Below are 22,921 nucleotides of genomic sequence, written 5' to 3' on the forward strand. Positions count from 1 at the left end.
CCGGTGATGGGGCCGAGGTGGGGCGGGCCGGCGGGGTGGGGCCGGTCCGGAGCGCTGCACGACAGGCGGGTGGAAGGAGGTGGGGGGTGAATGACAGGTGCGCCGCATGATGCGGGCGTGAAGGAATGGTGAACTTCGGCAGCAGAGTGGCACTCCGTGCACAGCTTTGTCATGGGAATGCCAAAACAACGGCTTGAATTGACCATGACCTTCTGGGGATTCGGTCTGCTAGGCGCACGTTTTCAGCCGGGGTGCACACCCGGCTCCCCCGGCCCGACGAACCGTTTCCGTCGTCGCAGGGCCGGAGCGACGGCGCGTTCGAGTGGTCGCGCCGCGTTCGTCGTCGTAGCGTCGGTAGAGAACGTCACCGGGGCGCGGCACACCGGCGGGTCCCGGGCCGGGCGGGCGGGAGCGGAGATGCGACACACGACGAGAACAGCGGTCATGCTGTGTGCGGCGCTGGGCCTCACGGCGGCCGTCGGCTCGGCCTCGGCGGCACCGGCCGCGTCACCGCCCACGGTGCGCGAGGCCGCGGTGCACAAGGCAACGGATCCCGTCCTGGTCGACTGCTTCTTGCACACACAGGTACGGCCGAGGGACTTCATCCTGGCGTGCGGCGACGGCAACAGCCGTCTCGTCTCACTGCACTGGAACAGTTGGGGCTCGAACTCGGCGCGGGCCACGGGAGTCAACGTCGTCAACGACTGCGACCCGTACTGCGCGGCGGGCACCTTCCACCCGTACGCCGTCGTGGTGAAGCTCGACCGGCCGCAGTCCTGGAAGAAGAACCCGCAGGTGCGGCACTACAGCCGGATCAGCCTGACCTACCCCGGGGCCAGGCCGGCGCAGTTCGCACGTGTCGTGACGTATCCGCTGTGGAACTGAGCCCGGGCCGGCCGTCCTGCCCTACCCGCCTGCCGTGATCCACCGCGGCCGGTCAGTCCAGCAGGCCGGCCGCCACCGTCGCCCCCAGTTCCCAGGCGGCCGCCAGGTCCGACTTGCCCGGTTCCCCGGTGACCGTGACCGGCTCGGCCGCGCGACGCCAGCCCAGGCCCGTGGTGATGGCCTCGATGCCGCGTACCGCGCCGGTGACGTCGTTGCCCCCGTGCACGTAGTAGCCGAAGGGCCGGCCGCGGGTCGTGTCGAGGCACGGGTAGTACACCTGGTCGAAGAAATGCTTGAGCGCGCCCGCCATGTAGCCGAGGTTGGCCGGGGTGCCCAGCAGGTAGGCGTCGGCGGCCAGGACGTCGGAGGCGGTCGCGGCGAGGGCCGCCCGCCGTTCGACGCGGACGCCCTCGATCTCGGGAGCCTTCGCGCCCGAGACGACCGCTTCGAAGAGCGCCTGGCAGTTGGGCGAGGGGGTGTGATGGACGATCAGCAAGGTGGCCACGGCACGGAACCCTGCCCGCTCCCCGGGCCGGCCGCAAGCGGCGACGCGCGCGGCGCCGACGTTCACCCCGGACCGGCCGGCGGGGTGACGGCCTCGGTGGCGCCGTCCGGGAAGAAGCGGATCTCCAGGGCGCCGTCGGCGAAAGGGACGGCATGGGCGCCCGCCCGGTGGTCCGCCGGGAGAAGCGGGTCGGCGGAGAGGACCACCAGCGTCGCCAGGAGCAGCGTGCCGCCCGGGTGCGGTGTGGTGAGGAGCGGGACCGCCGAGTGCTCGCCGTAGGCGCTGTGGCCGCGGGCCCGCGCCACCTCGGCGGTGGCGTCGTCCCAGCCGAGCAGGCCGACGAGGGCGGAGGTCAGGCCGTCGGCACGGCGGGCCTGCGCCCAGACCTCACCGGTCTGCGCGGCGGGCGGAGCGTCGTCGCAGGCCACCGCCCAGCCGCCTTCGCGGACCGGCGTGCCGGCGGGCGCGGCGACGCGGTGCACCCGGACCTCCCACGGTCCGTGGACCACACTCACGGTGGTGAGGTGCGGGCGCTCGTCGCCGTCCGGGCCGAGCGGAGTGTGCCAGGACGCGGCGCGCCGGCCGGACGCGTACAGCGGGTGGATACGGCCGCGGCGGGAGGGGCCGCTCGGGGTCAGCAGAGCGATGCGGTTGTCGGGTCCTGGTGGTTCGCCGGGGGGTGGGGTCTGGGGCGCGGTGGCGGAGGAGTAGGCGAAGCCCGTGTAGTGCGGGCTGTCGTCGGACGCGGCGGGCGGGGGGGAAGCCGGTCGGCGCCGTAGTTGACGAGGCGGACGATTCCATCGGCGGCCGTGGAGTGCAGCAGCCATCCCGGGGCGGGCAGGGCCAGGCGCCGGTCGGCGGTGTCGACGGGCCCCGCTTCCTCGCGTGCCGTCCACACGGGGTGGTCGGCGGGCAGGAGCAGACCGAGGAAGGCCTTGCTCGCCCAGTACGGGGACGCCGGTCCCGAGTACGGCTGGGTGACGTGCGTGAAGGCCACCGCGTCCGGCGAGCGGCGCACCCCGACGTCCCGCCCCGCCTCGGCCGCCCGTGCCGGCGCCCCGCCCGTCAGCGCCGGACCTGTCACGGCGACGAACCCCCGGCGTCCGATCTTCCGCACCTCGGTCATGTCCACTCCCCTCCGACGGCCATTCGACCCTCGTCCGTCGTGTTCGGCGACAGCGACCAGTGCCGGGAAACGGGCGGCAGGTCAGTGGGCCGAGGACGTGGATCGGGGGGTGCTGAATGCACCTGCCGCGACTCGACCGTGTCGAGCGGATGGCCGTCCGGGTGGGACAGTCCTTCCTTGCAGACGGCGGAACTCACAGCATGGCACCCTGACATGACGGTTGTTCAGGTGTCGACGAGGCGAGGAGTGCGTGGTGCTCACCCGGAGTTCGGCGATGGTGTGCGCGGTCGGTGTGCTGGTCCTGGTCGGCTGCTCCTCCGAGGGCGGCGAGGGTTCGGCGGAGCCTGCGGACACCGGGCACCCCACAGTGACCGCCGCCTCCGCACCGCCGCCGTCGACCTCTCCCGGTTCCCCGCCGTCGCCCTCGCCCTCCCTCTCCCCCTCCGCTTCGGCGCCGGCGTCCACGAGGCCGTCGCCGGTGCCGGTCACCGGCCCGGATCAGAAGCTGGTGACCATGACCGTCAGCGGCGGCTTCGCCGGGGTGAACCGGGAGGTCGTGCTGCGGGGCGACGGCACCGTCCGGACCGCCGACCGGGGCGGGTCCGCGGTGCGCCGCACCACGACGGCCCAGTTCACGAGCCTGCGCACCCTGCTCGGTGATCCCGGGCTCGCCGACGTCCCAGCGGTCACCAGGAACACGGGGGCGGCCGACATGTTCCAGTACACGCTTCGGTTCGGCGGCCGTACGGTCATGACGGACCGCTCCGCCGAGGAGCCCGCGCTCGACCGTCTCATCGACGCCCTGGAGAAGTGGCTGCCGGCGAACTGACTTCCGTGTTGGTCACGGATGCGTCCCCGACTCTTGACGACCGTCGTATGACTGCGTAGACATGACAGCGCAGACATGACAGCGCAGTCATGCAGTCGGCGTCTGTCATCATCGGTATGAACATCCGGCCGTACGGGAGACACCATGACGCGAGGAACAGGGCGGGGCGGGAGTTCCGCCGCGCCGCGCAGCGTGGACGTGGCCCGCCTGGCCGGCGTCTCCCAGAAGACGGTCTCGCGGGTTTTCAACGACGAGCAGTACGTCTCCGCCGATGTGCGCCGACGCGTCCTGGAAGCCGCGGAAACACTTGGCTACCGGCGCAACAACGCCGCCCGTGCCCTGGCGTCGGGGCGCACCCGCTCCATCGGCGTGGTGACGCTGGGCACGGCCCTGTACGGCCCCGCCACCCTGCTCATGGGCGTCGAGCGGGCCGTCCGGGACACCGGATACGCACTCCGTGTGGTCAACACGGTGGAGGGCGACCCCGCGGGCATCGCGGGAGCCGTGGACTCGCTCCTCGACCAGGGCGTGGACGGCATCGTCATCTCCGAGCCGATCGACGAGCAGACGGACGACGGTCAGGTCACCCTCCGCGTCGACGTGCCCGTCCTCGTCCTCGGCGCGCCGTCCCCCGTCGAGGCACCCATGGTGCTGACCGCGGGCGACGGAGCCGACCAGATGGCCCGCGCCGCCACCGAACACCTGCTGGCCCTCGGCCATATGACGGTCCATCACCTCGCCGGACCACAGCGCTGGTATGCCGCCCGGGACCGGCTGGAAGGCTGGCGGAGGACGCTGACCGCCCATGGCAGGGACGTACCGCAGGTCGTCGAGGGCGACTGGTCGGCCGCGTCCGGTTACGCGGCGGGACGCGCACTGGCCGCGGACGGCGACGTCACCGCGGTGTTCGCCGCCAACGACGACATGGCGATCGGTCTGATCCGCGCGCTGACGGAGGCCGGGCGGCGGGTGCCGGAGGACGTCAGCGTGGTCGGATTCGACGACATTCCGGTCGCCGCCTATGTGTCTCCTCCGCTGACCACGGTGCCTCAGCCCTTCGACGCCGTGGCGCAGGAGGGACTCAAGCGTCTGCTGCACGCCATCGAGAACCCGGACGCCGAGCCCTTGCCGGCGAGCGACCCACCGGTCGACCTCGTCGTCCGCACCTCGACCGCGCCTCCCGCGCACCGGACGACCCCGGCGCGCGGACGGCGTCCCGCCTCCCGGTCGCGCAGAGGCACGTCCAGCGAGCCGCTACCGAACGGAGGATCCTCCACCGGGCACTGAAGAACACGGATCGGCCCGACCGAGGCCGGCCGAACGCACCCAGCAACCAGCACCCATGGCCGTGCGCGTGATCCGAAAGCGAGCCGCCGTACCCCTCGCGCCCGCGTCCTCCCCGAGCGCCCCGTCGCCCGCACCACATCGGGCCGCACCGAGCCGCCGCCCCTGAACGCAGCGGGCCCCGAGCAAGGTCCTTCGCACCTTCGCTCCCCCTCTCCTCGCAGCACGTCTCTCAGCACGTCTTGCCTGTCTTCCCTCCCTGCTTCACCACGCCCCCGCACGCCGTCGCCAGGCGTGCCGTGACATTCGCCTCCGGCGGGAGTTCACCATGCCCAGAATCACGTCCTCACCCCTGTCCGGCAGCTCCGCGATGAGCCGTCGGCTGTTCCTCACCACGGCCGGCGCCCTGTCGCTCGGCGCCGCCCTGACCTCCTGCGGCGGTGACGACTCGGGCGGCTCCTCCGCCGCCGGCAAGCCGGTCGGCCAGGCCGACATCGACAAGGCGATGAAGACGCCGACCGAGCTGACGTTCTGGACCTGGGTCCCGAACATCGACAAGGAGGTCGCGCTCTTCGAGGCGAAATACCCGGCCGTCAAGGTCAAGGTCGTCAACGCCGGCCAGGGCACCCCGCAGTACACCAAGCTGCGTACGGCGCTGAAGGCCGGCAGCGGGGCCCCCGACATGGTGCAGATCGAGTACCAGGCCATCCCGACCTTCACGATCACGGGCAGCCTGCTGGACCTGCGGCCCTACGGCGCCTCCGCGCTCAAGTCCACGTTCGTCGACTGGACGTGGGGTCAGGTCAGCGGAACGAACGGCGAGATCTGGGCGATCCCCCAGGACACCGGCCCGATGGGCATGCTGTACCGGCAGGACATCTTCGACGCGCACGGCATCCAGGTGCCCAAGACCTGGGACGAGTTCGCCGAGGCGGCCCGCAAGCTGCACAAGGCCGACCCGGACGTCTACCTCACCAACCTCGCGGCCAACCAAGTGGCCGCCTGGCACGGCCTGTTGTGGCAGGCGGGCGCGAAGCCCTACGTCACGTCGGGGAAGAGCGACATCACGATCAGCGTCGACGACGCCGCCTCCAAGAAGCTCGGCGCGTACTGGGGCGGGCTCGCCAAGGAAGGGGTCATCGGCGTCGAGCCGGACTTCACCGACTCCTGGTACGCGGCCCTCAACAAGGGCAAGTACGCCACCTGGATCACCGCCGCCTGGGGGCCCGTGTTCCTCTCCGGTTCCGCCAAGGCCACCGCGGGCAAGTGGCGGGCGGCCCCGCTGCCACAGTGGGACACCGCCAAGCCCAGCTCGGGCAACTGGGGCGGCTCCACCACCGCGGTCATCCGCTCGACCAAGAACCCGATCGCGGCGGCGATGTTCGCGCAGTTCCTCAACAGCGACCCGGCGAGCGCGAAGATGTTCGCCACCGAGCAGTTCTTCTTCCCGGCGACCAAGGCACTCCTCACGGACGCCCAGTTCACCGGCGACGCGCCCGCGTTCTACGGCGGCCAGAAGGTCAACCAGGTCTTCGCCGACATCAGCTCCACGGTCAACTCCTCCTTCCAGTGGCCCCCGTTCCTCGACCAGGCGGCGACCGACTGGACCGAGACCGTCGGCAAGTCCCTCGCCGACAAGTCCGACACCGTCGCCGCGCTCGGCGCCTGGCAGTCACGGCTCACCACGTACGCCAAGGGCCAGGGCTTTACGGTCAAGGGGAGTTGAGATGAGCCGTCGTCGGGCGGCAGGACCGCTGTTCGTCGCACCCTTCATGGTGCTGTTCCTCCTGCTCTTCCTCGCCCCGCTCGCCTACGCCGCCTACCTCAGCCTCTTCCAGGAGCGGCTGATCGGCGGAACCGTCTTCGTCGGCCTCGACAACTACGTCCAGGCCCTGAAGGACCCCCAACTCCTGCACGGCGTGGGCCGCGTGGCCCTGTTCTTCCTCATCCAGGTGCCGGTGATGCTGCTGCTGGCGCTGCTGTTCGCGCTCGCGCTCGACAGCGGGCTGCTGCGGCTCGCCCGGGTGATCCGGCTGGGCATCTTCGTGCCGTACGCCGTCCCGAGCGTGGTCGCCGCGCTCATGTGGGGCTACCTGTACGGGCCCGACTTCGGCCCGTTCGCCCAGCTCGGCCGGAAACTGGACCTCCCGGTCCCCGACTTCCTCGGTGACAGCTGGATGCTCGCCAGCCTGGCGAACATCGTGACCTGGGAGTTCGTCGGCTACAACATGATCATCCTGTATGCCGCGCTGCGCACCGTCCCCGGCGAGCTGTACGAGGCGGCCGCGATGGACGGCGCCGGCGCCTGGCGCATCGCCTGGTCGATCAAGCTGCCGGCGTTGCGCCCGGCGCTCCTGCTCACCCTGCTGTTCTCCGTCATCGGCAGCTTCCAGCTCTTCAACGAGCCGAACCTGCTGATGAAGATCGCGCCGGACGTCATCAGCAGTTCCTACACCGCCAACCTCTACGCCTACACGCTCGCCTTCACCGGCCAGCAGGTCAACTACGCGGCCACGGTGTCCTTCCTCCTCGGCCTCGTCATCGTGGTCGCCTCCTACGCCGTCCTGCTCACCGCGAACCGCCGGAGGACCCCGTGACGACGACAACGCCGGCGACACCGGTGGCACCGACGGCGGCCGTGCCGACGGCCGGCGTTCCCTCGAAAAGGCGCGCGGCCCGCCGCAGCACCCCCCTGACCATCGCCATGCTGGCCGCCCTGGCCTACTTCCTCCTCCCCCTGTGCTGGCTGCTGATCGCCTCCACCAAGAGCACCCAGGACCTGTTCAACAGCTTCGGTCTGTGGTTCTCGCACGCCCCGCAACTGCTGACGAACATCAGGCAGACCCTCACCCAGGACGACGGCGTCTTCGTGCACTGGCTGCTCAACACGGTGATGTACGCCGGGGTCAGCGCGCTCGGGGCCGCGCTGCTCGCGGCCGCCGGCGGGTACGGGTTCGCCAAGTTCCGCTTCCGCGGCGACCGGGCCGCCTTCAACCTGGTCCTGGGCGCGGTCATGGTGCCGACCACCGCCCTGGCCATCCCGACCTACCTGCTCTTCGCGAAGGCGGGGCTGGTCAACACCCCCTGGGCCATCATCCTGCCCTCGCTCGTCAACCCGTTCGGCCTCTACCTGATGCGTATCTACGCCCAGGACGCCGTCCCCGACAGCCTGCTGGAGGCCGCCCGCATCGACGGCGCCGGGGAGGCCCGGATCTTCTTCCGGATCGCGCTGCGGCTGCTGGGCCCCGGTCTGGTGACGGTGCTGCTGTTCACGCTGGTGGCGACCTGGAACAACTACTTCCTGCCGCTGATCATGCTGAACGACCCGGACCTGTACCCCGTCACCGTCGGCCTCTCCTCCTGGGCCGCGCAGGCACAGAACGGCGGAGCCGGCACCAGCAGCGACATGCTCGCCCTGGTCGTGACCGGCTCCATGCTGTCGATCATCCCGCTCGTCGTGGCGTTCCTGCTGCTCCAGCGGTACTGGCAGAGCGGCCTGGCCGCCGGCGGCGTCAAGCAGTAACCCCCCTCACGTCACTTCTCCTCCGGAGGTCCCCTTCATGGCGGAACTGCCCGCCCGCGTCCTGTTCGGCGCCGCTTACTACCACGAGTACCAGCCCTGTGAACGGCCGGGCGAACGCCTCAAGACCGACCTCGACCTGATGGCCGACGCGCATGTCACCGTCATCCGGGTCGGTGAGTCCGTCTGGTCGACCTGGGAGCCCGAGAACGACGTCTTCGACCTCGACTGGCTCCAGCCGGTCCTCGACGGCGCCCATGAGCGGGGCATCTCCGTCGTGCTCGGGACCCCGACGTACGCCGTCCCGCCGTGGCTGGCCCGCCAGTACCCGGAGATCACCGGTGAGCGGCGCACCGGTGAGCGGATCGGCTGGGGCGCCCGGCAGGAGGTCGACTTCACCCACCCGGCGTTCCGCTTCCACGCCGAGCGGGTCATCCGGAAGATCGTCGCCCGGTACGCCGACCACCCCGCGGTGATCGGCTTCCAGGTGGACAACGAGCCGGGCAATGAACTCCTGCACAACCACGGCGTCTTCCAGCGCTTCGTGGACCATCTGCGCGAGAGGTACGGCGACGTCGAGACCCTCAACCGCGAGTGGGGGCTCGTGTACTGGTCCCACCGCCTGTCCAGCTGGTCGGACCTGTGGACCCCGGACGGCAACGCACAGCCCCAGTACGACGTCGCCTGGCGCGCCTTCCAGGCCCGTCAGGTCACGGAGTTCATCGGCTGGCAGGCCGACATCGTCCGTGAGTACGCCCGCCCCGAGCAGTTCGTCACCACCTGCATCTCCTACACCCGCCCCGCGGTGGAGGACGACGAGCTGACCGACCCGCTCGACATCGCCTCCGGCAACCCGTACTACGGCATGCAGGACGCGCTGCAACTGCCCGACCCCACGCCCGACGGCCATGAGCAGATCTGGCAGACCACCGGCACCTGGGCGCTGTACCAGACCGCCGACTGGATGTTCTCCTCCCGCCAGGAGCCGTTCCTGGTCACCGAGACCAACGCCGGGTCCATCGGCTTCCCCTGGGACAACCGGCCGGCCTACGACGGCCAGTGGCGGCAGGCCGCCTGGGCGCTGGTCGCGCGTGGCGCACGCATGATCGAGTACTGGCACTGGCACACGCTGCACTTCGGCGCGGAGACCTACTGGGGCGGCATCCTCCCGCACACCGGCCGGCCGGGCCGGACGTACGCCGAACTCGCCCGGCTGGGCGCGGAGTTCGAGGCGGCGGGCCCGCTCGTCGCCGGGCTCGAACCGGACGCCGACATCACGATGGTCTACTCGACGCCCAGCAAGTGGCTCATGCAGAAGTACCCGCCGCTCGCCAAGCCGGACGGCTCGCCCGACCCCGCCGCCTACCACCGCATCTTCGACCCCTTCTACCGGGGCGCCTTCGACGCGGGCCGTCAGGTCCGCATCGTGCACGCCCGCCAGTTGCACGACCCGCGCGGCGAGCGCGAGGGGCTGACGCCCGAGGAGGCCGTCCGCCGTCATCCCGTGCTCGTCGTGCCGGCGCTGTACCTGGCCACCGACTCGACCCTCGACTGGCTGGCCGCCTACGCCCATGCCGGCGGCCATCTGGTCCTCGGCCCGCGCACCGGCTACGCGGACGAGGAGGCCCGGGCCCGGGCCGAGGCGGCGCCGGGACGCCTCACCGAGGCGGCGGGCGTGGCCTACGACGAGTTCAGCAACCTCGTGCGGGAGGTCCCCGTACGACCCGCGCCGGGCAGTCCGCTGCACGTCCCCGAGGGCGCGACGGCGACGCGCTGGGCCGACGGCCTCACCGTCACCGACGCCGAGGTACTCGTCGGCTACGACCACCCCCACTTCGGCCGCTGGCCCGCGGTCACCACCCGCCGCCATGGCGAGGGCCGTGTCACCTACGTGGGGACCGTGCCCGGCCGTGACCTCGCCCGCGGCCTGGCCGAGTGGCTGACCCCGTCGGCACGCCACGCCTGGGGTGCGCTCCCGGTCTCGGTCACGGCGACGACCGGCGCCGCGCCCGACGGACGCCGCGTGCACATCGTCCACAACTGGAGCTTCGAACCCGTGAGCGTCCCCGTGCCCGTGGACCTCTTCGACGCCCTGACCGGCGCCCGCGTCCCCGCGGGCGCGGCGTTGGACCTCGGCCCGTGGGACGTACGCGTCCTCCACGCCTGACCCACCCCCAAGGAGGGGCTGTGCAAAGAAGAAGACTCGCCCGAACGCTGGGCGGCCTCACCGCCGCGTCGGCACTGCTGGTGATCCCGATGGCCACGGCGCAGGCGTACAACCCGACGGGCGGAATCCTGTACCAGCTGGGCGGCGAACCGTGTCTGAAGGGGCGCGGCAACTGCGCGATCTACCCGAAGTCGGCGGAACTGCCGAACGGACGACTGATCGCGTCGTTCGAGAAGTCCACCGTCGTGCCGGCGACGGGCAGCGCGGACCAGCAGACCCTCCCGGTCTACAAGAGCGACGACCACGGAACGACGTGGCAGCCGCTGTCGGAGGTCAAAGCTCCGGCGTATCTGTCCAGCGACCCCCGGTACGCGAAGTACACGAGCAACTGGACCAACCCGTACCTCTATGTGCTGCCGCAGGACGTCGGGAACCTGAGGCAGGGCACGCTGCTGCTGGCGACCGTCGTGTCGGGCGACGACTACTACTACAAGGAGCACAAGGCGGCCGACCCGAACTGGACGCCGTCCAACGACGGGGACCGCAAGGACCTGGCGATCGCCCTGTACTCCAGCACCGACGACGGTGCGTCGTGGAAGGTCGTCAACGTCGTCGCGACGGGCGGCTGGCAGGGCGGCAGCGCGGGCGCTGTCGGGCAGAACATCGCGGGTGCGAACACGAACAAGCAGGTGGACCCCGTCTGGGAGCCGTACCTGATGGTCTACAAAGGCCGGCTCGTCTGCTACTACTCCGACGAGAACGACTACACCGGCTTCGACGCGACCACCGGCGTCGCGACCCTGGACCCCGCCAACGACACCGCCGCGGACTCGCAGGGCCAGATCCTCGCCCACCGGACCTGGGACGGCCGCAGTGCCGCGTGGAGCGCCCCCGTCGTCGACGTCGCCGGGCTGACCCAGGACCTGGGCGGCGGCAAGACGGAGATCGGCGGCGGGCGGCCCGGCATGGCGAACGTCGTCCGCACGACGGACGGCACATGGCTTCTGACCTTCGAGTACTGGGGCGGCGGGGTCAACACCAAGTACGTCCTCGCCGACGACCCGCTGAAGTTCTACACCAGCTCCGCGACGGGCACCGGCGTCACCTCCCTGCCGCTCGACACCGGTTCCCGCGCCCTCGCGACGGGCGGCAGCCCGGTCCTCATCAGGCTGCCCGGCGGGCGCCTGGTCTACAACGCGGCCGGCAGCGGCAACGTGTGGGTCAACGACAGCGGGCGCAGCAACGGCGCCTGGAAGGAGTACCAGACGACGTCGGCGGCCGGTTACAGCCGCGACCTTCAGTACGTCGAGGGCACCGGCCATATCGCGATCCTCAACAACCAGGGCACCTCCACGATCGCGTACGCCGAGGTCGACCTGGGCCACTCGGACGGTCCCTACTACCAACTGGTCAACCGCAGGACCGACCAGGTGATCGGCACCGGGAACAAGACCAACGACGCCAACATCGGCAACGCGGACGTGCCCGACGTCCGGCTGGAGGCACCGGGGTCGGCGGCGAACGCGGACACCCAGTACTGGCATGTGGTAACCGAACCGAACGGCGGGGTGAGCCTGCTGAACAAGTCGGGCGGCCGGGCCGCGGCCATCTGGACGGGCAACGCGACGGCCGGCCAGAAGATCGGACAGTGGGTCGACAACAGCGCCACCGGCAGCTGGAACCTTGTGAAAACCAGCGACGGGTTCTACAAACTCCAGTCCGTCAAGAACACGAGCCTGTATCTGACCGGTGCGTCCGCGGGCGCACAGCTCACCTTGCAGAGCGCGCTCACCGACGGTTCCCAGGACTGGGAGCTCGTGGAGTAGATCACCGCTGGGCGGCCGTACGCAGGGCGTCCAGTACGTCCGCGTCCGTGAGCTGTTGGAAGTCCTCGTACCACAGGCCCACGGCCATGAAGTGGGCCGGCTGGTGCAGGCAGATCACGTCGTCGGCCTCGGCGCGCAGCAGGAGCACCGCCTCCGGCGCGCCGACCGGCACCGCCAGCACGACGCGCCGCGGCGCGCGCCGCCATACGGACCGCAGCGCGGCGCGCGCCGTGACGCCGGTCGCCAGCCCGTCGTCGACCACGATCACGGTACGTCCCCGCAGGTCGGGGGCGGGTCGGCCCTCTCGGTACAGCCCCTCACGGCGACGCAGTTCGGTGCGTTCCCGCTCCACCACCGGGGCGAGCCGGCTCCTGCTGAGGCCCAGCCTGCCGAGGACGTCGTCGTCGAAGAGCGCCTCGTCGTCACCGGTGATCGCGCCGACGCCGAGTTCCTCCTGGAAGGGGGCGCCGATCTTCCGTACGACGAGCACGTCCAGCGGGGCGTGGAGGACCCGGGCGACCTCGGCGGCCACGGTGACGCCGCCGCGGGGCAGGGCGAGCACAATGGGGTCGGGCAGGGCGCCCTGCTCCTGCCGGGTCCGCAGCTCGTCGGCGAGTTTCCCTCCGGCCTGTCGTCGATCACGGAACTGCATGGCGACCGCCGCTCCTTCCGGTCAGTCCTCCCCCGTCTCGGGCGCTCCGCGCGTCGGCGGCGGTGCGGACTTCAGGCAGTCCTCGCACCACTGCCTCGCCACCTCGGCGACCTGCTCCAGCGCGCCGGGCTCCTCGAACAGGTGAGTGGCGCCCGGCACCACCTGGATGAAGTGCGGGACATGCAGCCGCCGGGCCGCCTCCTGGTTCAGTCGCAGCACCTCCGGGTCCCGGCCACCCACGAGGAGCAGCACCGGTGCCCGTACGTGCTCCAGGGCCGCGCCCGCGAGGTCGGGCCGTCCGCCGCGTGACACCACGGTCAGGACCCGCTCCGGCCGCTCGGCGGCGGCCACCAGCGCCGCTGCCGCGCCGGTGCTGGCGCCGAACAGCACGAAGGGCACTGCCCCGGTGTCATGCTGGGCCGTCAGCCAGTCGAGGACGGCGACGACGCGGTGGCCCAGCAGTGCGATGTCGAAGCGGTACACCCCCGTCGCCGCGTCCTCGGCGTCCTCGCGTTCGGTGAGCAGATCGACCAGCAGGGTGCCCAGCCCGGCGGTGCGCAGTTCGGCGGCGACCATGCGGTTGCGGGGGCTGTGCCGGGAGCTGCCGCTGCCGTGGGCGAACAGCACCACGGCCCGGGCCGGCGTCGGCAGGAGGAGGTCACCCGTCAGCGCGGCGGCGTCGACGGGCACCCGGACCAGTTGGGTGATCATCGCTCGTCATCTTCTTTCCCCGGCGCGCCGGGGCCTTGCGGGGCCTCGCCGGCCCGTCCGGACTCCTTCCGGGTATCCAGACTGCGGCCGGCCAACCGGGGTACTCGGGGCGTCGAAGCACTCTTGCGGGGAGATGACCAGGATGCTGTTCGTCGGGCTGCTCCTGCTCGCGGCCACCGGTGCCTTCACCTGCCTGGTGATCGCCGACAACCTGTCCGGCGGCCCCGAGTACAGCGTGTCGGTGCTCGGTCACCACATCGCCACCATGAACACGCTTGCCGTCTTCAGCTCCGGTCTGGCACTGGCGCTCCTGTTCAGCCTGGGCTTGGCGGTGGCGACGAGCGGGGCGGCCCTGCGTCGGCGCCGCCACCGCAGGCCGCGGGTGGGCGGCTCGGGCCGCGCGACGGCGTCGGGCGAGCCGGCCGATCCGGACGCCCCGGCCGACGCATCGGGTCGGGAGAGGTGACGGCGGGCATGGTCGGCGACGGGGACGACGAGATTCAGGCGCGGCGGCGGGGCGAGAGCGGGCACCGGACGGTGCCGCACACCGCCGATATCCGCGTCGACGCATGGGGCACGAGCCGCGAGCGCTGTCTGGTGGAGGCGGCGCTGGGGATGGTGGAGTGCTTCGCCGACGTCACGGCGGTGCGGCCCACGGCCGTGGAGCGGGTCCAGTTCGCCGAGGCCGCCGACGACGATCTGCTGGTGGCGCTGCTCGACGAGGTCGTCTATCGGCTGGAGGTGCACGGTCAGGTGCCCGTCGATCTGGAGGCGGTGGCCATGGACGACGGCCTTGATGTGCGGCTGGCGGTCGCGGCGCTGTCGGAGGTGGAGATCGTCGGCTCGGTGCCGAAGGCCGTCGCGTGGCACGAGCTGCACATCGGGCCGGGCCCGTACGGCTGGTCGTGCGCGGTGACGGTCGACGTGTGACGGCCCGGAGGTCCGGGCGGGGCGGGGCGTGGTGTCGGCGAGGTGCCGGCCGGTAGGCCGAGGCGGGGTGTTCAGCCCTTGACCACTCCCAGCGGCACCAGCCGGGCGACCGTGCGGCACAGTCCGGCTCTCTCGCTCGCCGCCACCACCTCGCCCACGTCCTTGTACGCCTCCGGGGTCTCCTCGGACAGCCCACGCAACGACCGGGGACGCACCGCGATGCCCTCCGCCTCCAGCCGGGCCCTCACCTGCGTCCCGGTGACCGTGCGCGCAGCCCGGTGCCGGCTCATCACCCGGCCCGCGCCATGGCAGGTGGAGAAGAACGCGCCGCCTTCGGGCACTCCGGCGAGCACGTACGAGGCCGTGCCCATGGTGCCGGGAATCAGCACCGGTTGCCCGAACTCCCGTAGATCCTGCGGAAGTTCGGGATGACCGGGCGGGAAGGCGCGGGTCGCGCCCTTGCGGTGCACGCACAGCCTGCGGCGCCTGCCGTCCACTGTGTGGCTCTCGGTCTTGGCGAGGTTGTGGGAGACGTCGTACACGAGGGAGAGACAGGCCCCTACCGCGTCACGAAAAACCCGGCGGGCCGCGTCGGACAGCAACTGGCGGTTCGCGCGGCCGTAGTTGGCGGCCGCCGCCATCGCGCCCAGATACGCCTTCCCCTCCGGCGAGTCCACCGGGGTGCAGGCGAGCTGCCGGTCGGGCACGGTGATGCCGTAGCGGGCCATGGCCCGGTCCATCGCCCGGACGTGGTCGGTGCAGATCTGGTGGCCGAGCCCGCGCGAGCCGCAGTGGATCATCACGCACACCTGGCCGGGCGCGATCCCGAACGCCGCGGCGATGCTCTCGTCGTAGACCTCGGCGACCCGCTGCACCTCCAGAAAGTGGTTGGCGGAGCCCAGGCTGCCGACCTGTCCGAGGCCGCGCTCCCTGGCCCGCGGGCCGACCTGGCGCACCTCGGCGTCGGCGACGGCCCCGCCGTCCTCGCAGCGCAGCAGGTCGCGCTGCTCGCCGTACCCCTCTTCGACGGCGTACCGGGAACCGCCCCGCAGGATCCGCTCCAGTTGCCCGGGGCCGGTGAGCCGCCACACCCCGCCGGGTCCCGCGCCGCGGGGGATGGCCCGGTCCAGGCCGTCCATGACCGCGGGCAGCGCGCGCCGGAGCGTGCCGGCGTCCGTGTCGGCGGCCAGCAGCCGCACCCCGCAGGAGATGTCGAACCCGACCCCGCCGGGCGAGACCACGCCGCCGTCGTCGACGTCGGTCGCGGCCACGCCGCCGATGGGGAAGCCGTAGCCCCAGTGGATGTCCGGCATGGCGTACGAGGCGGCGACGATCCCGGGCAGGGTGGCCACGTTGACGACCTGCTCCAGTGACTGCTGGGCGTCGGCGAGCAGGGCGCGGGAGGCGAAGACCACGCCGGGCACCCGCATCCGTCCCCGGGGTTCGATGCGGAAGCGGTAGGGACGCTCCTCGATCAGCTCCATCGCGGCCCTCCAGCGGCTCGCGTGCGCCCTTTCGGGGTACCCGGGCCCGACCGCCGCCACGCATGCGCGGGAGGGTTACCGTGGGGACATGGGCGGCGCTGTGGTGACGCTGTTCCTGTGCGGCGATGTGATGCTCGGGCGCGGTGTCGATCAGATCCTTGCGCATCCCGGCAGTCCTCGGCTGCGGGAGGGTTACGTCGGCGACGCCCGGGACTACGTCCGGCTGGCGGAGTCCGTCAACGGGCCGATACCCGCTCCCGTCGCCCCCTCCTGGCCGTGGGGCGAGGCGCTGCGGCTGCTGGCGCAGGCCGACCCGGACGTCAGGATCGTCAATCTGGAGACGGCTGTGACGCGCTGTGACGCCTTCGCGCCCGGCAAGGCGGTCCACTACCGGATGCACCCGGCGAACCTGCCCGCCCTCACGGCCGTCCGGCCGGACGTCTGCGTCCTGGCCAACAACCATGTGCTGGACTTCGGCCGGCCCGGTCTGGAGGAGACGCTCGACTCGTTGACCCGTGCGGGCCTGCGGACCGCGGGGGCCGGACGCGCCCCGGACGAGGCCTACGCGCCCGCCGTGGTGCCCCTCCCGGGTGGCGGCCGGGTGCTCGTGTTCGCACTCGCGGCGCGGTCCAGCGGCGTACCGGCCGACTGGGCGGCGAGCCCGACCGTGCCCGGCGTCTCCTATCTGCCCGAGTTGTCGGCGGACACGGCCGCGGCGGTGGTCCGGCATGTGCGTCGGACCAAGCGCTCGGGCGATCTGGCGGTCGTGTCGGTGCACTGGGGCGCCAACTGGGGGTACCGCGTCCCCCGCGACCAGATCCGCTTCGCGCGCGCCCTGGTGGACGGCGGCGTCGACCTCGTGCACGGCCATTCCTCGCACCATCCGCGCCCCGTCGAGGTGTACCGCGATCGGCTCGTCCTGTATGGCTGCGGGGACTTCGTCGACGACTACGAGGGCATCTCCGGTTACGAGGAGTACTGCGACGACCTCCGGATCGCCTACCTCGTTCAGGTGGCCGCGGCCACGGGACGGCTGGCGGGTCTGCGGATGGCGGCCCTGCGGGCCCGGCGGATGCGGCTCGAACCCGCGCCGGACGCGGACCGGGCCTGGCTGCGCGCGACGCTGGACCGGATCAGTGCCGGCGTCCGCATCACCCTGGACCCGGACGGCACACTCGCCCTGGTGCGCCCCGGGGCCCCGCGCGATCCGTGAGGTGTGCGCGGCGCCACCGCCTCCTCTGACGGGGGACAGGAGGCGTGGCGCGGCCGGATCGCGCCGGTGGCGGCAGTAGCGTCGGCGCTGTCGTGCGGGCTCACCCCGCGTCCGCGCCCGGTCACCGCCGGTCACCTGGAGGAGGACGATGACCGAACTGTCGGAACGCGCCGACGAGGACCGCGGCGGCGCCTCCTCCCCGCAGTCGCTCGGCCGGACGCTGTTGCGCTGGGCGTCCACGACCGACCACAAGGTGATCGGACGTCTGTACATGGTGACGGCGTTCGGCTTCTTCCTCTTCGCCGGTCTGCTGGCACTGGCGATGCGCGCCGAACTGGCGCGTCCGGGGCTGCAGTTCACCAGCGAGCAGGGCTACAACGAGCTCTTCACCATCCACGGCACGATCATGATGCTGCTCTTCGCGACCCCGATGTTCGCGGGGTTCGCGAACGCCGTGATGCCGCTGCAGATCGGGGCGCCGGACGTGGCCTTCCCCCGGCTGAACGCGCTGTCGTACTGGATGTACCTGTTCGGCGGTCTGATGGTGGTGTCGGGGTTCGTGGTGCCGGGCGGCGCGGCGGCGTTCGGCTGGTTCGCGTACGCGCCGCTGAACAGCGGCTACTACTCCCCCGGCGCGGGCGGTGACCTGTGGGTGATGGGGCTCGTGGTCACCGGCGTGTCGACCACCCTGGGCGCGGTCAACTTCATCACCACGATCATGTGTCTGCGCGCCCCCGGGCTGACGATGTTCCGGATGCCGATCTTCAGCTGGAACGTGCTGTTCACCTCGATCCTGGTGCTGCCCGCGTTCCCCGTGCTCACCGCGGCATTGCTGGCGCTGGAGTCGGACCGGAAGTTCGGCAGCCATGTCTTCGACGCCACGAACGGCGGGGCGATTCTCTGGCAGCACCTGTTCTGGTTCTTCGGGCATCCCGAGGTGTACATCGTGGCGCTGCCGTTCTTCGGGATCATCTCGGAGATCATTCCCGTGTTCGCGCGCAAGCCCCTGTTCGGCTACCTGCCGATGATCGGCGCGACGATCGCCATCACCATGCTGTCCGCGGTGGTCTGGGCGCACCACATGTTCGCCACCGGAGCGGTGCTGCTGCCGTTCTTCTCGCTGATGTCGTTCCTGATCGCCGTGCCCACCGGCATCAAGTTCTTCGCGTGGATCGGCACCATGATCGGGGGGTCCCTGTCGTTCGAGACGCCGATGCTGTGGTCGCTCGGGTTCCTGGTGTCCTTCCTGCTGGGCGGGTTGAGCGGGGTGCTCATCGCGTCCCCGCCGCTCGACTTCCACGTCACCGACTCGTACTTCATCGTGGCGCACCTGCACTACGTGCTGTTCGGCACCGTGGTCTTCGCGATGTTCGCCGGGTTCTACTTCTGGTGGCCGAAGTTCACCGGGCGGATGCTGGACGAACGGCTGGGCAAACTGCACTTCTGGCTGCTGTTCCCGGCATTCCAGCTGACCTTCCTGGTACAGCACTGGCTCGGCGCGGAGGGCATGCCCCGCCGGTACGCCGACTACCTCCCGTCCGACGGCTTCACGCTGCTGAACACGCTGTCGTCGGTGGGCGCGTTCCTGCTCGGGGTGTCCACGCTGCCGTTCCTGTACAACGTGTGGCACACGGCGCGTCACGGGCGGCTCGTCGCCGTGGACGATCCCTGGGGGTACGGGCGCGGGCTGGAGTGGGCGACGGCGTGTCCGCCGCCCCGGCACAACTTCACGGCGCTGCCGCGGGTGCGGTCGGAGTCCCCGGCCTTCGATCTGCACCATCCGGCCGTCGTGGAACTGGCGCGTGAGGAGGGTCTGCGATGAGGGCCGAGTCGTTCCTCTTCGGCGGTGTCGCCGCCTTCTTCGGAGGCTGCGCGGTGCTCTACGGGGTGTGGTCGCACGCCGATCCGGCCGGTACCGCGGCGCTGATCGTCGCGTGCCTCATGGCCGCGGTGATCTCGTTCTTCTGTGCGACGCACTACCGGCGCAAGGGGCTGCGCCCTCAGGACCGCGGGGACGCCGAAGTGGCCGACGGCGCCGGGCCGCTGGAGTTCTTCCCGCCCGAGAGCCCCTGGCCGGTCGTCGTCGCCGCCGGGTTCGCCGTCACCGCGACCGGGGTGGTGTTCGGACTGTGGCTGTTCCTCATCGGCGCCGGCGTACTGGGAGCCGGGGTGTCCGCGATGGTCTTCCAGTACGCAGACCGGGACTCCGGCCGGGTGGACTGACCGGTGTCCTGGGGGCGCCCGGCCGGAACCTGTCCACCGGCCGGTGGTCGCTCTCGTAGCCGCCGGACACGGACTGGCGCACCTCGCCGGTCTCCTCCCCCTCGGTGACGCGTTCCCGCTCGGCGGCCAGCAGTGCGTGGCACAGGCGCCGGGTGAGCAGGAAGGCCAGGACGGGGCCGACGACGAGGGCGACGCGCAGGATCCAGGTGAGGGCGTTGACGGAGATGCGGAACGTCTGGGCCACGATGTCGTTGCCGCCGCCCAGCAGCAGAACGCCGTAGAAGACGATCCCGGCGACGCCGAGCCCGGTGCGCACGGGGCGTTCGCGCGGCCGGTCGCACAGATGGTGCTCCTGCTGCAACTCCCCCGTGAGCCGCTGCTCCACGAACGGGTACGCGTACAGGGCGGTGAAGAGCAGCCCGGGCAGGACGACGGCCGGCAGCAGGACGTTCCACATCAGGGTGTGTCCGGCGAGGTTGGTCTCCCAGGGCGGTACCAGTCGTAGCGCGCCTTCCAGGAAGCCGACGTAGAAGTCGGGCTGGGAGCCGGTCGACACGATGTCCGGGCGGTAGGGGCCGTACACCCACACGGGGTTGATCTGCGCGAGCCCGCCCATCAGGCTCAGCACCCCGAAGACCATGAGGAACAGGCCGCCCGAGCCGGCCGTGAACTGGGGGACGAACGGTTTGCCGACGGCGTTCGCGTCCGTCCTGCCCGGGCCGCGCCAGTGCGTGTGCTTCAGGTGGAAGACGAGGATCAGATGGAGGGTGACCAGCGCGATCAGCGCGCCCGGCAGCAGCAGAATGTGCAGGCTGTACAGCCTGGGCACGATGTCGTGTCCGGGGAACTCGGCGCCGAACGCGAACATGCTCACGTAGGTGCCCACGACCGGGATGGACAGCATGATGCCCTGCGCGATGCGCAGGCCGGTGCCGGAGAGCAGGTCGTCCGGGAGGGAGTAGCCCGCGAAGCCCTCGGCCAGCGCGAGCACGAACAGCGTGACGCCGATGACCCAGTTCATCTCCCGCGGCCTGCGGAAGGCGCCCGTGAAGAAGACCCGCAGCACATGCACGCCGATCGCGGCGACGAACACCAGGGCCGCCCAGTGGTGCACCTGCCGGATGAGCAGCCCGCCGCGCACGTCGAAGCTGATCCGCAGGGTGGAGTCGAAGGCCGCGGACATCCGGACGCCGCTCAGGGGCACGTACCGGCCGCCGTAGACGACCTCGTGCATCTCGGGCTGGAAGAAGAACGTCAGCCACACCCCGGTCAGCAGCAGGACGATCAGGCTGTAGAGGGCCAGTTCGCCGAGGAAGAACGACCAGTGGTGGGGGAACGCCTTGCGCAGCAGTCCGCCGCCGTCGTACAGCGGCAGCCGCTCGTCGGTCGCGTCGGCGGCCCTGCGGACCGCGCTGCCGCGCTCACCCTCCACGGACCGCCTCCTCCACACCGGTGCTCGGGTCATGCCTAGCCGCCGGCGCGCCGGTCGAGTGCCCGTGCCGCGCCAAACACCCGCGCGACACGGCAGCGGCACCCGTTCGGCCCAACAGGAGGGAACACCGCTCAACTCTCGTATGTCCACGGTCAAAAACGTGCGGAGATCTTCCTGTTCCGACGCCTCTTGGACCAGTCCCGGAGCACGTCACCCACTCGGGGACAGGCTTCGTACGGTCGGGGCACCAGCGGGGCCGGAGAGGCCCGGGCCCGTGCAACCGGCAGGAGGAGCGCCATGGCGAACGTGGAGATCTCGATGAAGGAGACGATGACCGCGGTGGAGGGGGCGCTGGGGGTCGCCGTCGTCGACTACACCAGCGGCATGGCTCTGGGCACGCTCGGCGGGGGCAAGGATCTCGACCTGAACGTCGCGGCGGCCGGCAACACCGATGTGATCCGCGCCAAGGTCCGGACCATGGAACACCTGGGGCTGAAGGGCGAGATCGAGGACATCCTGATCACGCTCGGCGGCCAGTACCACCTGATCCGGCTACTCAAGGGGCGTGGCGGCAGCGGTCTGTTCCTCTACCTCGTCCTGGACCGCGAGCGGTCCAACCTGGCGATGGCCCGCCACCAGCTCAAGCGGATCGAGGCCGACCTCGAGGTGTAGAGGACCGGACGGACCACGGCTTCGCACGCCCTTGAATTGAAGATTTCTTCATCTCGACACATCCAGATCAACGCATCACACGGGTGTGCGGGGCCCGCAGCCACCAGGATCGTGGCGCAGCACGTCGCGCGCGGCGGCGCACGGACAGGCGCGCCGCCGCACCATCGAGGACCACGCGCCGAACGCGGCAGGGAGCGAGTGAGTGACCATGCAGGTTCCCCTCTACCAGGCCAAGGCCGAGTTCTTCCGCATGCTCGGGCACCCGGTACGCATCCGGGTCCTCGAACTGCTGCAGGGCGGCCCCGTCGCCGTGCGGGACCTGCTCACCGAGATCGAGATCGAACCGTCCAGCCTGTCCCAGCAGTTGGCGGTGTTGCGCCGGTCCGGGATCGTGGTGTCGATCCGGGAGGGTTCGACCGTCACCTACGCGCTCGCGGGCGGTGACGTGGCCGAGTTGCTGCGGGCCGCCCGCCGCATCCTGACCGAACTCCTGGCGGGGCAGAACGAGTTGCTGGCCGAGCTGCGCCAGGCCGAGCCGCCCGGCTTCAGGCTTCCTTCGGGCACACCCTGAGGCGTGGGATCCCCGCACGGACCCTCGGTGTACACCGGAGGGTGCCGAACAGTGGCGCGAAAGTCGAACGAAACAGACTGAAACGCCACGGTTCGCCACCCCTTCCGCCACGTAGAAATATCTACCAGCATGCATACGCCCGGTCGGCGTGCGGCCGGTGGCGGACGGTACACGGAGCCGACATGAGCGATGTGATGTGGATGCGCGGCGTGGAGTGGCTCGCCGCCGCCGCGACGGACCCGCGCAGGTGCAAGCGGGAGTGGGACCAGGGCGACGGGGTCGCTCTGCTGGAGGCGGGCCGTTACTGGGACGTGCTGAGCGTGCCCGACGGCCTGGGGTTGCTCACCCTGGACCTGCTCTGGCAGACCTCGCGCCCCGCGCCGGGACCCACGCTGGTGGACACCGCGGCGCACCGGGTGGGGTTCTTCCTGCCGCCCGACCCCGGCAGCCGGTGGATCGGGGCGGGGCTGCGGCGCGCGGGCCGGGGTTCCTGGGTGGCGGTGCCTCCGCCGTACCGGGCCGCCCGGTTCCTGGAGTGGCTGATTCCGCCGGACGGGACCGGTGCGCTGCACGCGCCCGTCACACTGGAGCTGGCACTGCGCCAGGCCAACGGCACACTGGCCGTACTGGCCCCGGTGTGCGGCCGGTGACGCGTCGGGACACCCCCGCACGCGGGGCGGGCGGGCCCGCTCCGGCGGCGGACGTGCCGGTGCGGCCCTCCCAACTCGCCTGCACCACAGGGACATTCAGACAGTCGACGCAGAAGTGAACAGATACCGGGCATGTTCGGAGCGGAGTCTCGCTCAACCGGACGGGATCGGTCGATGGCGGTGTGTAGTGTGCTGCACGTGCCCTGTTCAAACACATCGGGCCCAGCCCTGCCCTGAACCT

Annotated in this window: 23 protein-coding genes; 16 read left to right on the forward strand and 7 right to left on the reverse strand. The window is 71.2% G+C overall.

What is annotated here, in order from left to right; translation table 11 throughout:
* Positions 1 to 417: 417 nt before the first annotated feature.
* On the forward strand, positions 418 to 885 hold the full coding sequence (locus tag B5557_RS02595) for a hypothetical protein (protein WP_079657564.1): 468 nt from the start codon (positions 418 to 420) through the stop codon (positions 883 to 885).
* Positions 886 to 937: 52 nt separating this feature from the next.
* Here the strand turns inward: B5557_RS02595 and B5557_RS02600 are convergent, their stop codons facing one another.
* The 3 genes from B5557_RS02600 to B5557_RS45850 all read right to left on the reverse strand — a co-directional run bounded on the left by B5557_RS02600 (position 938) and on the right by B5557_RS45850 (position 2,516).
* A complete protein-coding gene (locus B5557_RS02600) occupies positions 938 to 1,390 on the reverse strand; it encodes a flavodoxin family protein (protein WP_079657565.1) in 453 nt (150 codons plus the stop codon).
* Between the two features lie 62 nt (positions 1,391 to 1,452).
* Positions 1,453 to 1,905, reverse strand: coding sequence for a hypothetical protein (locus tag B5557_RS45845; RefSeq protein WP_331716816.1), 453 nt, complete (start codon positions 1,903 to 1,905; stop codon positions 1,453 to 1,455).
* A 119-nt stretch (positions 1,906 to 2,024) separates the two neighbouring features.
* Positions 2,025 to 2,516, reverse strand: a complete 492-nt coding sequence (locus B5557_RS45850) for a DUF2264 domain-containing protein (protein ID WP_331716817.1) — start codon at positions 2,514 to 2,516, stop codon at positions 2,025 to 2,027.
* Positions 2,517 to 2,769: 253 nt separating this feature from the next.
* Between B5557_RS45850 and B5557_RS02610 the strand changes: the two genes are divergently transcribed.
* From B5557_RS02610 to B5557_RS02640, 7 genes are all read left to right on the forward strand, one after another.
* Entirely contained in the window at positions 2,770 to 3,345 is a 576-nt protein-coding gene (locus B5557_RS02610) for a hypothetical protein (RefSeq protein WP_231976230.1), read from the forward strand.
* Positions 3,346 to 3,489: 144 nt separating this feature from the next.
* Positions 3,490 to 4,632, forward strand: a complete 1,143-nt coding sequence (locus B5557_RS02615; protein WP_079657566.1) for a LacI family DNA-binding transcriptional regulator — start codon at positions 3,490 to 3,492, stop codon at positions 4,630 to 4,632.
* 325 nt (positions 4,633 to 4,957) lie between these two features.
* A complete protein-coding gene (locus B5557_RS02620) occupies positions 4,958 to 6,355 on the forward strand; it encodes an ABC transporter substrate-binding protein (RefSeq protein WP_079657567.1) in 1,398 nt (465 codons plus the stop codon).
* Between the two features lies 1 nt (position 6,356).
* The gene (locus B5557_RS02625) at positions 6,357 to 7,226 is read left to right on the forward strand and encodes a carbohydrate ABC transporter permease (protein WP_079657568.1); all 870 of its coding nucleotides are present in this window, start codon (positions 6,357 to 6,359) and stop codon (positions 7,224 to 7,226) included.
* A complete protein-coding gene (locus B5557_RS02630) occupies positions 7,223 to 8,152 on the forward strand; it encodes a carbohydrate ABC transporter permease (RefSeq protein ID WP_079657569.1) in 930 nt (309 codons plus the stop codon). Before B5557_RS02625 ends, B5557_RS02630 begins: the two co-directional genes overlap by 4 nt.
* A gap of 37 nt (positions 8,153 to 8,189) precedes the next feature.
* Positions 8,190 to 10,316 carry a beta-galactosidase gene (locus tag B5557_RS02635; RefSeq protein ID WP_079657570.1) on the forward strand — a complete coding sequence of 709 codons (2,127 nt, stop codon included), beginning with the start codon at positions 8,190 to 8,192 and terminating at the stop codon, positions 10,314 to 10,316.
* 89 nt (positions 10,317 to 10,405) lie between these two features.
* Complete coding sequence (locus B5557_RS02640; protein WP_079664551.1) at positions 10,406 to 12,142, forward strand: RICIN domain-containing protein; 1,737 nt, start codon at positions 10,406 to 10,408, stop codon at positions 12,140 to 12,142.
* Position 12,143: 1 nt separating this feature from the next.
* Here the strand turns inward: B5557_RS02640 and B5557_RS02645 are convergent, their stop codons facing one another.
* The gene (locus B5557_RS02645) at positions 12,144 to 12,794 is read right to left on the reverse strand and encodes a phosphoribosyltransferase (protein ID WP_079657571.1); all 651 of its coding nucleotides are present in this window, start codon (positions 12,792 to 12,794) and stop codon (positions 12,144 to 12,146) included.
* Positions 12,795 to 12,815: 21 nt separating this feature from the next.
* The gene (locus B5557_RS02650; RefSeq protein ID WP_079657572.1) at positions 12,816 to 13,505 is read right to left on the reverse strand and encodes a dienelactone hydrolase family protein; all 690 of its coding nucleotides are present in this window, start codon (positions 13,503 to 13,505) and stop codon (positions 12,816 to 12,818) included.
* Between the two features lie 133 nt (positions 13,506 to 13,638).
* Between B5557_RS02650 and B5557_RS44735 the strand changes: the two genes are divergently transcribed.
* On the forward strand, positions 13,639 to 13,971 hold the full coding sequence (locus B5557_RS44735; RefSeq protein ID WP_443031331.1) for a hypothetical protein: 333 nt from the start codon (positions 13,639 to 13,641) through the stop codon (positions 13,969 to 13,971).
* Between the two features lie 8 nt (positions 13,972 to 13,979).
* Positions 13,980 to 14,435, forward strand: coding sequence for an archease (locus B5557_RS02660; RefSeq protein WP_079664552.1), 456 nt, complete (start codon positions 13,980 to 13,982; stop codon positions 14,433 to 14,435).
* Positions 14,436 to 14,506: 71 nt separating this feature from the next.
* On the opposite strand, the gene B5557_RS02665 is transcribed toward B5557_RS02660, so the two are convergent.
* Complete coding sequence (locus B5557_RS02665; RefSeq protein WP_079657574.1) at positions 14,507 to 15,919, reverse strand: RtcB family protein; 1,413 nt, start codon at positions 15,917 to 15,919, stop codon at positions 14,507 to 14,509.
* 88 nt (positions 15,920 to 16,007) lie between these two features.
* Between B5557_RS02665 and B5557_RS02670 the strand changes: the two genes are divergently transcribed.
* From B5557_RS02670 to ctaF, 3 genes are all read left to right on the forward strand, one after another.
* Positions 16,008 to 17,132, forward strand: a complete 1,125-nt coding sequence (locus B5557_RS02670) for a CapA family protein (protein ID WP_079657575.1) — start codon at positions 16,008 to 16,010, stop codon at positions 17,130 to 17,132.
* 148 nt (positions 17,133 to 17,280) lie between these two features.
* Positions 17,281 to 18,954, forward strand: a complete 1,674-nt coding sequence (gene ctaD, locus B5557_RS02675; protein ID WP_079657576.1) for an aa3-type cytochrome oxidase subunit I — start codon at positions 17,281 to 17,283, stop codon at positions 18,952 to 18,954.
* Positions 18,951 to 19,355: an aa3-type cytochrome oxidase subunit IV gene (gene ctaF / locus B5557_RS02680; RefSeq protein ID WP_079657577.1), complete on the forward strand. Its 405-nt coding sequence runs from the start codon at positions 18,951 to 18,953 to the stop codon at positions 19,353 to 19,355. Before ctaD ends, ctaF begins: the two co-directional genes overlap by 4 nt.
* Here the strand turns inward: ctaF and qcrB are convergent.
* On the reverse strand, positions 19,273 to 20,820 hold the full coding sequence (gene qcrB / locus B5557_RS02685; protein ID WP_079657578.1) for a cytochrome bc1 complex cytochrome b subunit: 1,548 nt from the start codon (positions 20,818 to 20,820) through the stop codon (positions 19,273 to 19,275). The genes ctaF and qcrB overlap by 83 nt on opposite strands.
* A gap of 264 nt (positions 20,821 to 21,084) precedes the next feature.
* On the opposite strand from qcrB, the gene B5557_RS02690 reads away from it, so the two are divergent.
* The 3 genes from B5557_RS02690 (at position 21,085) to B5557_RS02700 (ending at position 22,680) form a co-directional block, all read left to right on the forward strand.
* The gene (locus tag B5557_RS02690) at positions 21,085 to 21,459 is read left to right on the forward strand and encodes a hypothetical protein (protein ID WP_079657579.1); all 375 of its coding nucleotides are present in this window, start codon (positions 21,085 to 21,087) and stop codon (positions 21,457 to 21,459) included.
* 208 nt (positions 21,460 to 21,667) lie between these two features.
* The gene (locus B5557_RS02695) at positions 21,668 to 22,030 is read left to right on the forward strand and encodes an ArsR/SmtB family transcription factor (protein WP_079664553.1); all 363 of its coding nucleotides are present in this window, start codon (positions 21,668 to 21,670) and stop codon (positions 22,028 to 22,030) included.
* Positions 22,031 to 22,212: 182 nt separating this feature from the next.
* A complete protein-coding gene (locus B5557_RS02700; RefSeq protein WP_079657580.1) occupies positions 22,213 to 22,680 on the forward strand; it encodes a hypothetical protein in 468 nt (155 codons plus the stop codon).
* Positions 22,681 to 22,921: the final 241 nt, after the last annotated feature.

The sequence above is a fragment of the Streptomyces sp. 3214.6 genome, assembly GCF_900129855.1.
GTDB classification, from domain to species: Bacteria; Actinomycetota; Actinomycetes; order Streptomycetales; family Streptomycetaceae; genus Streptomyces; species Streptomyces soliscabiei.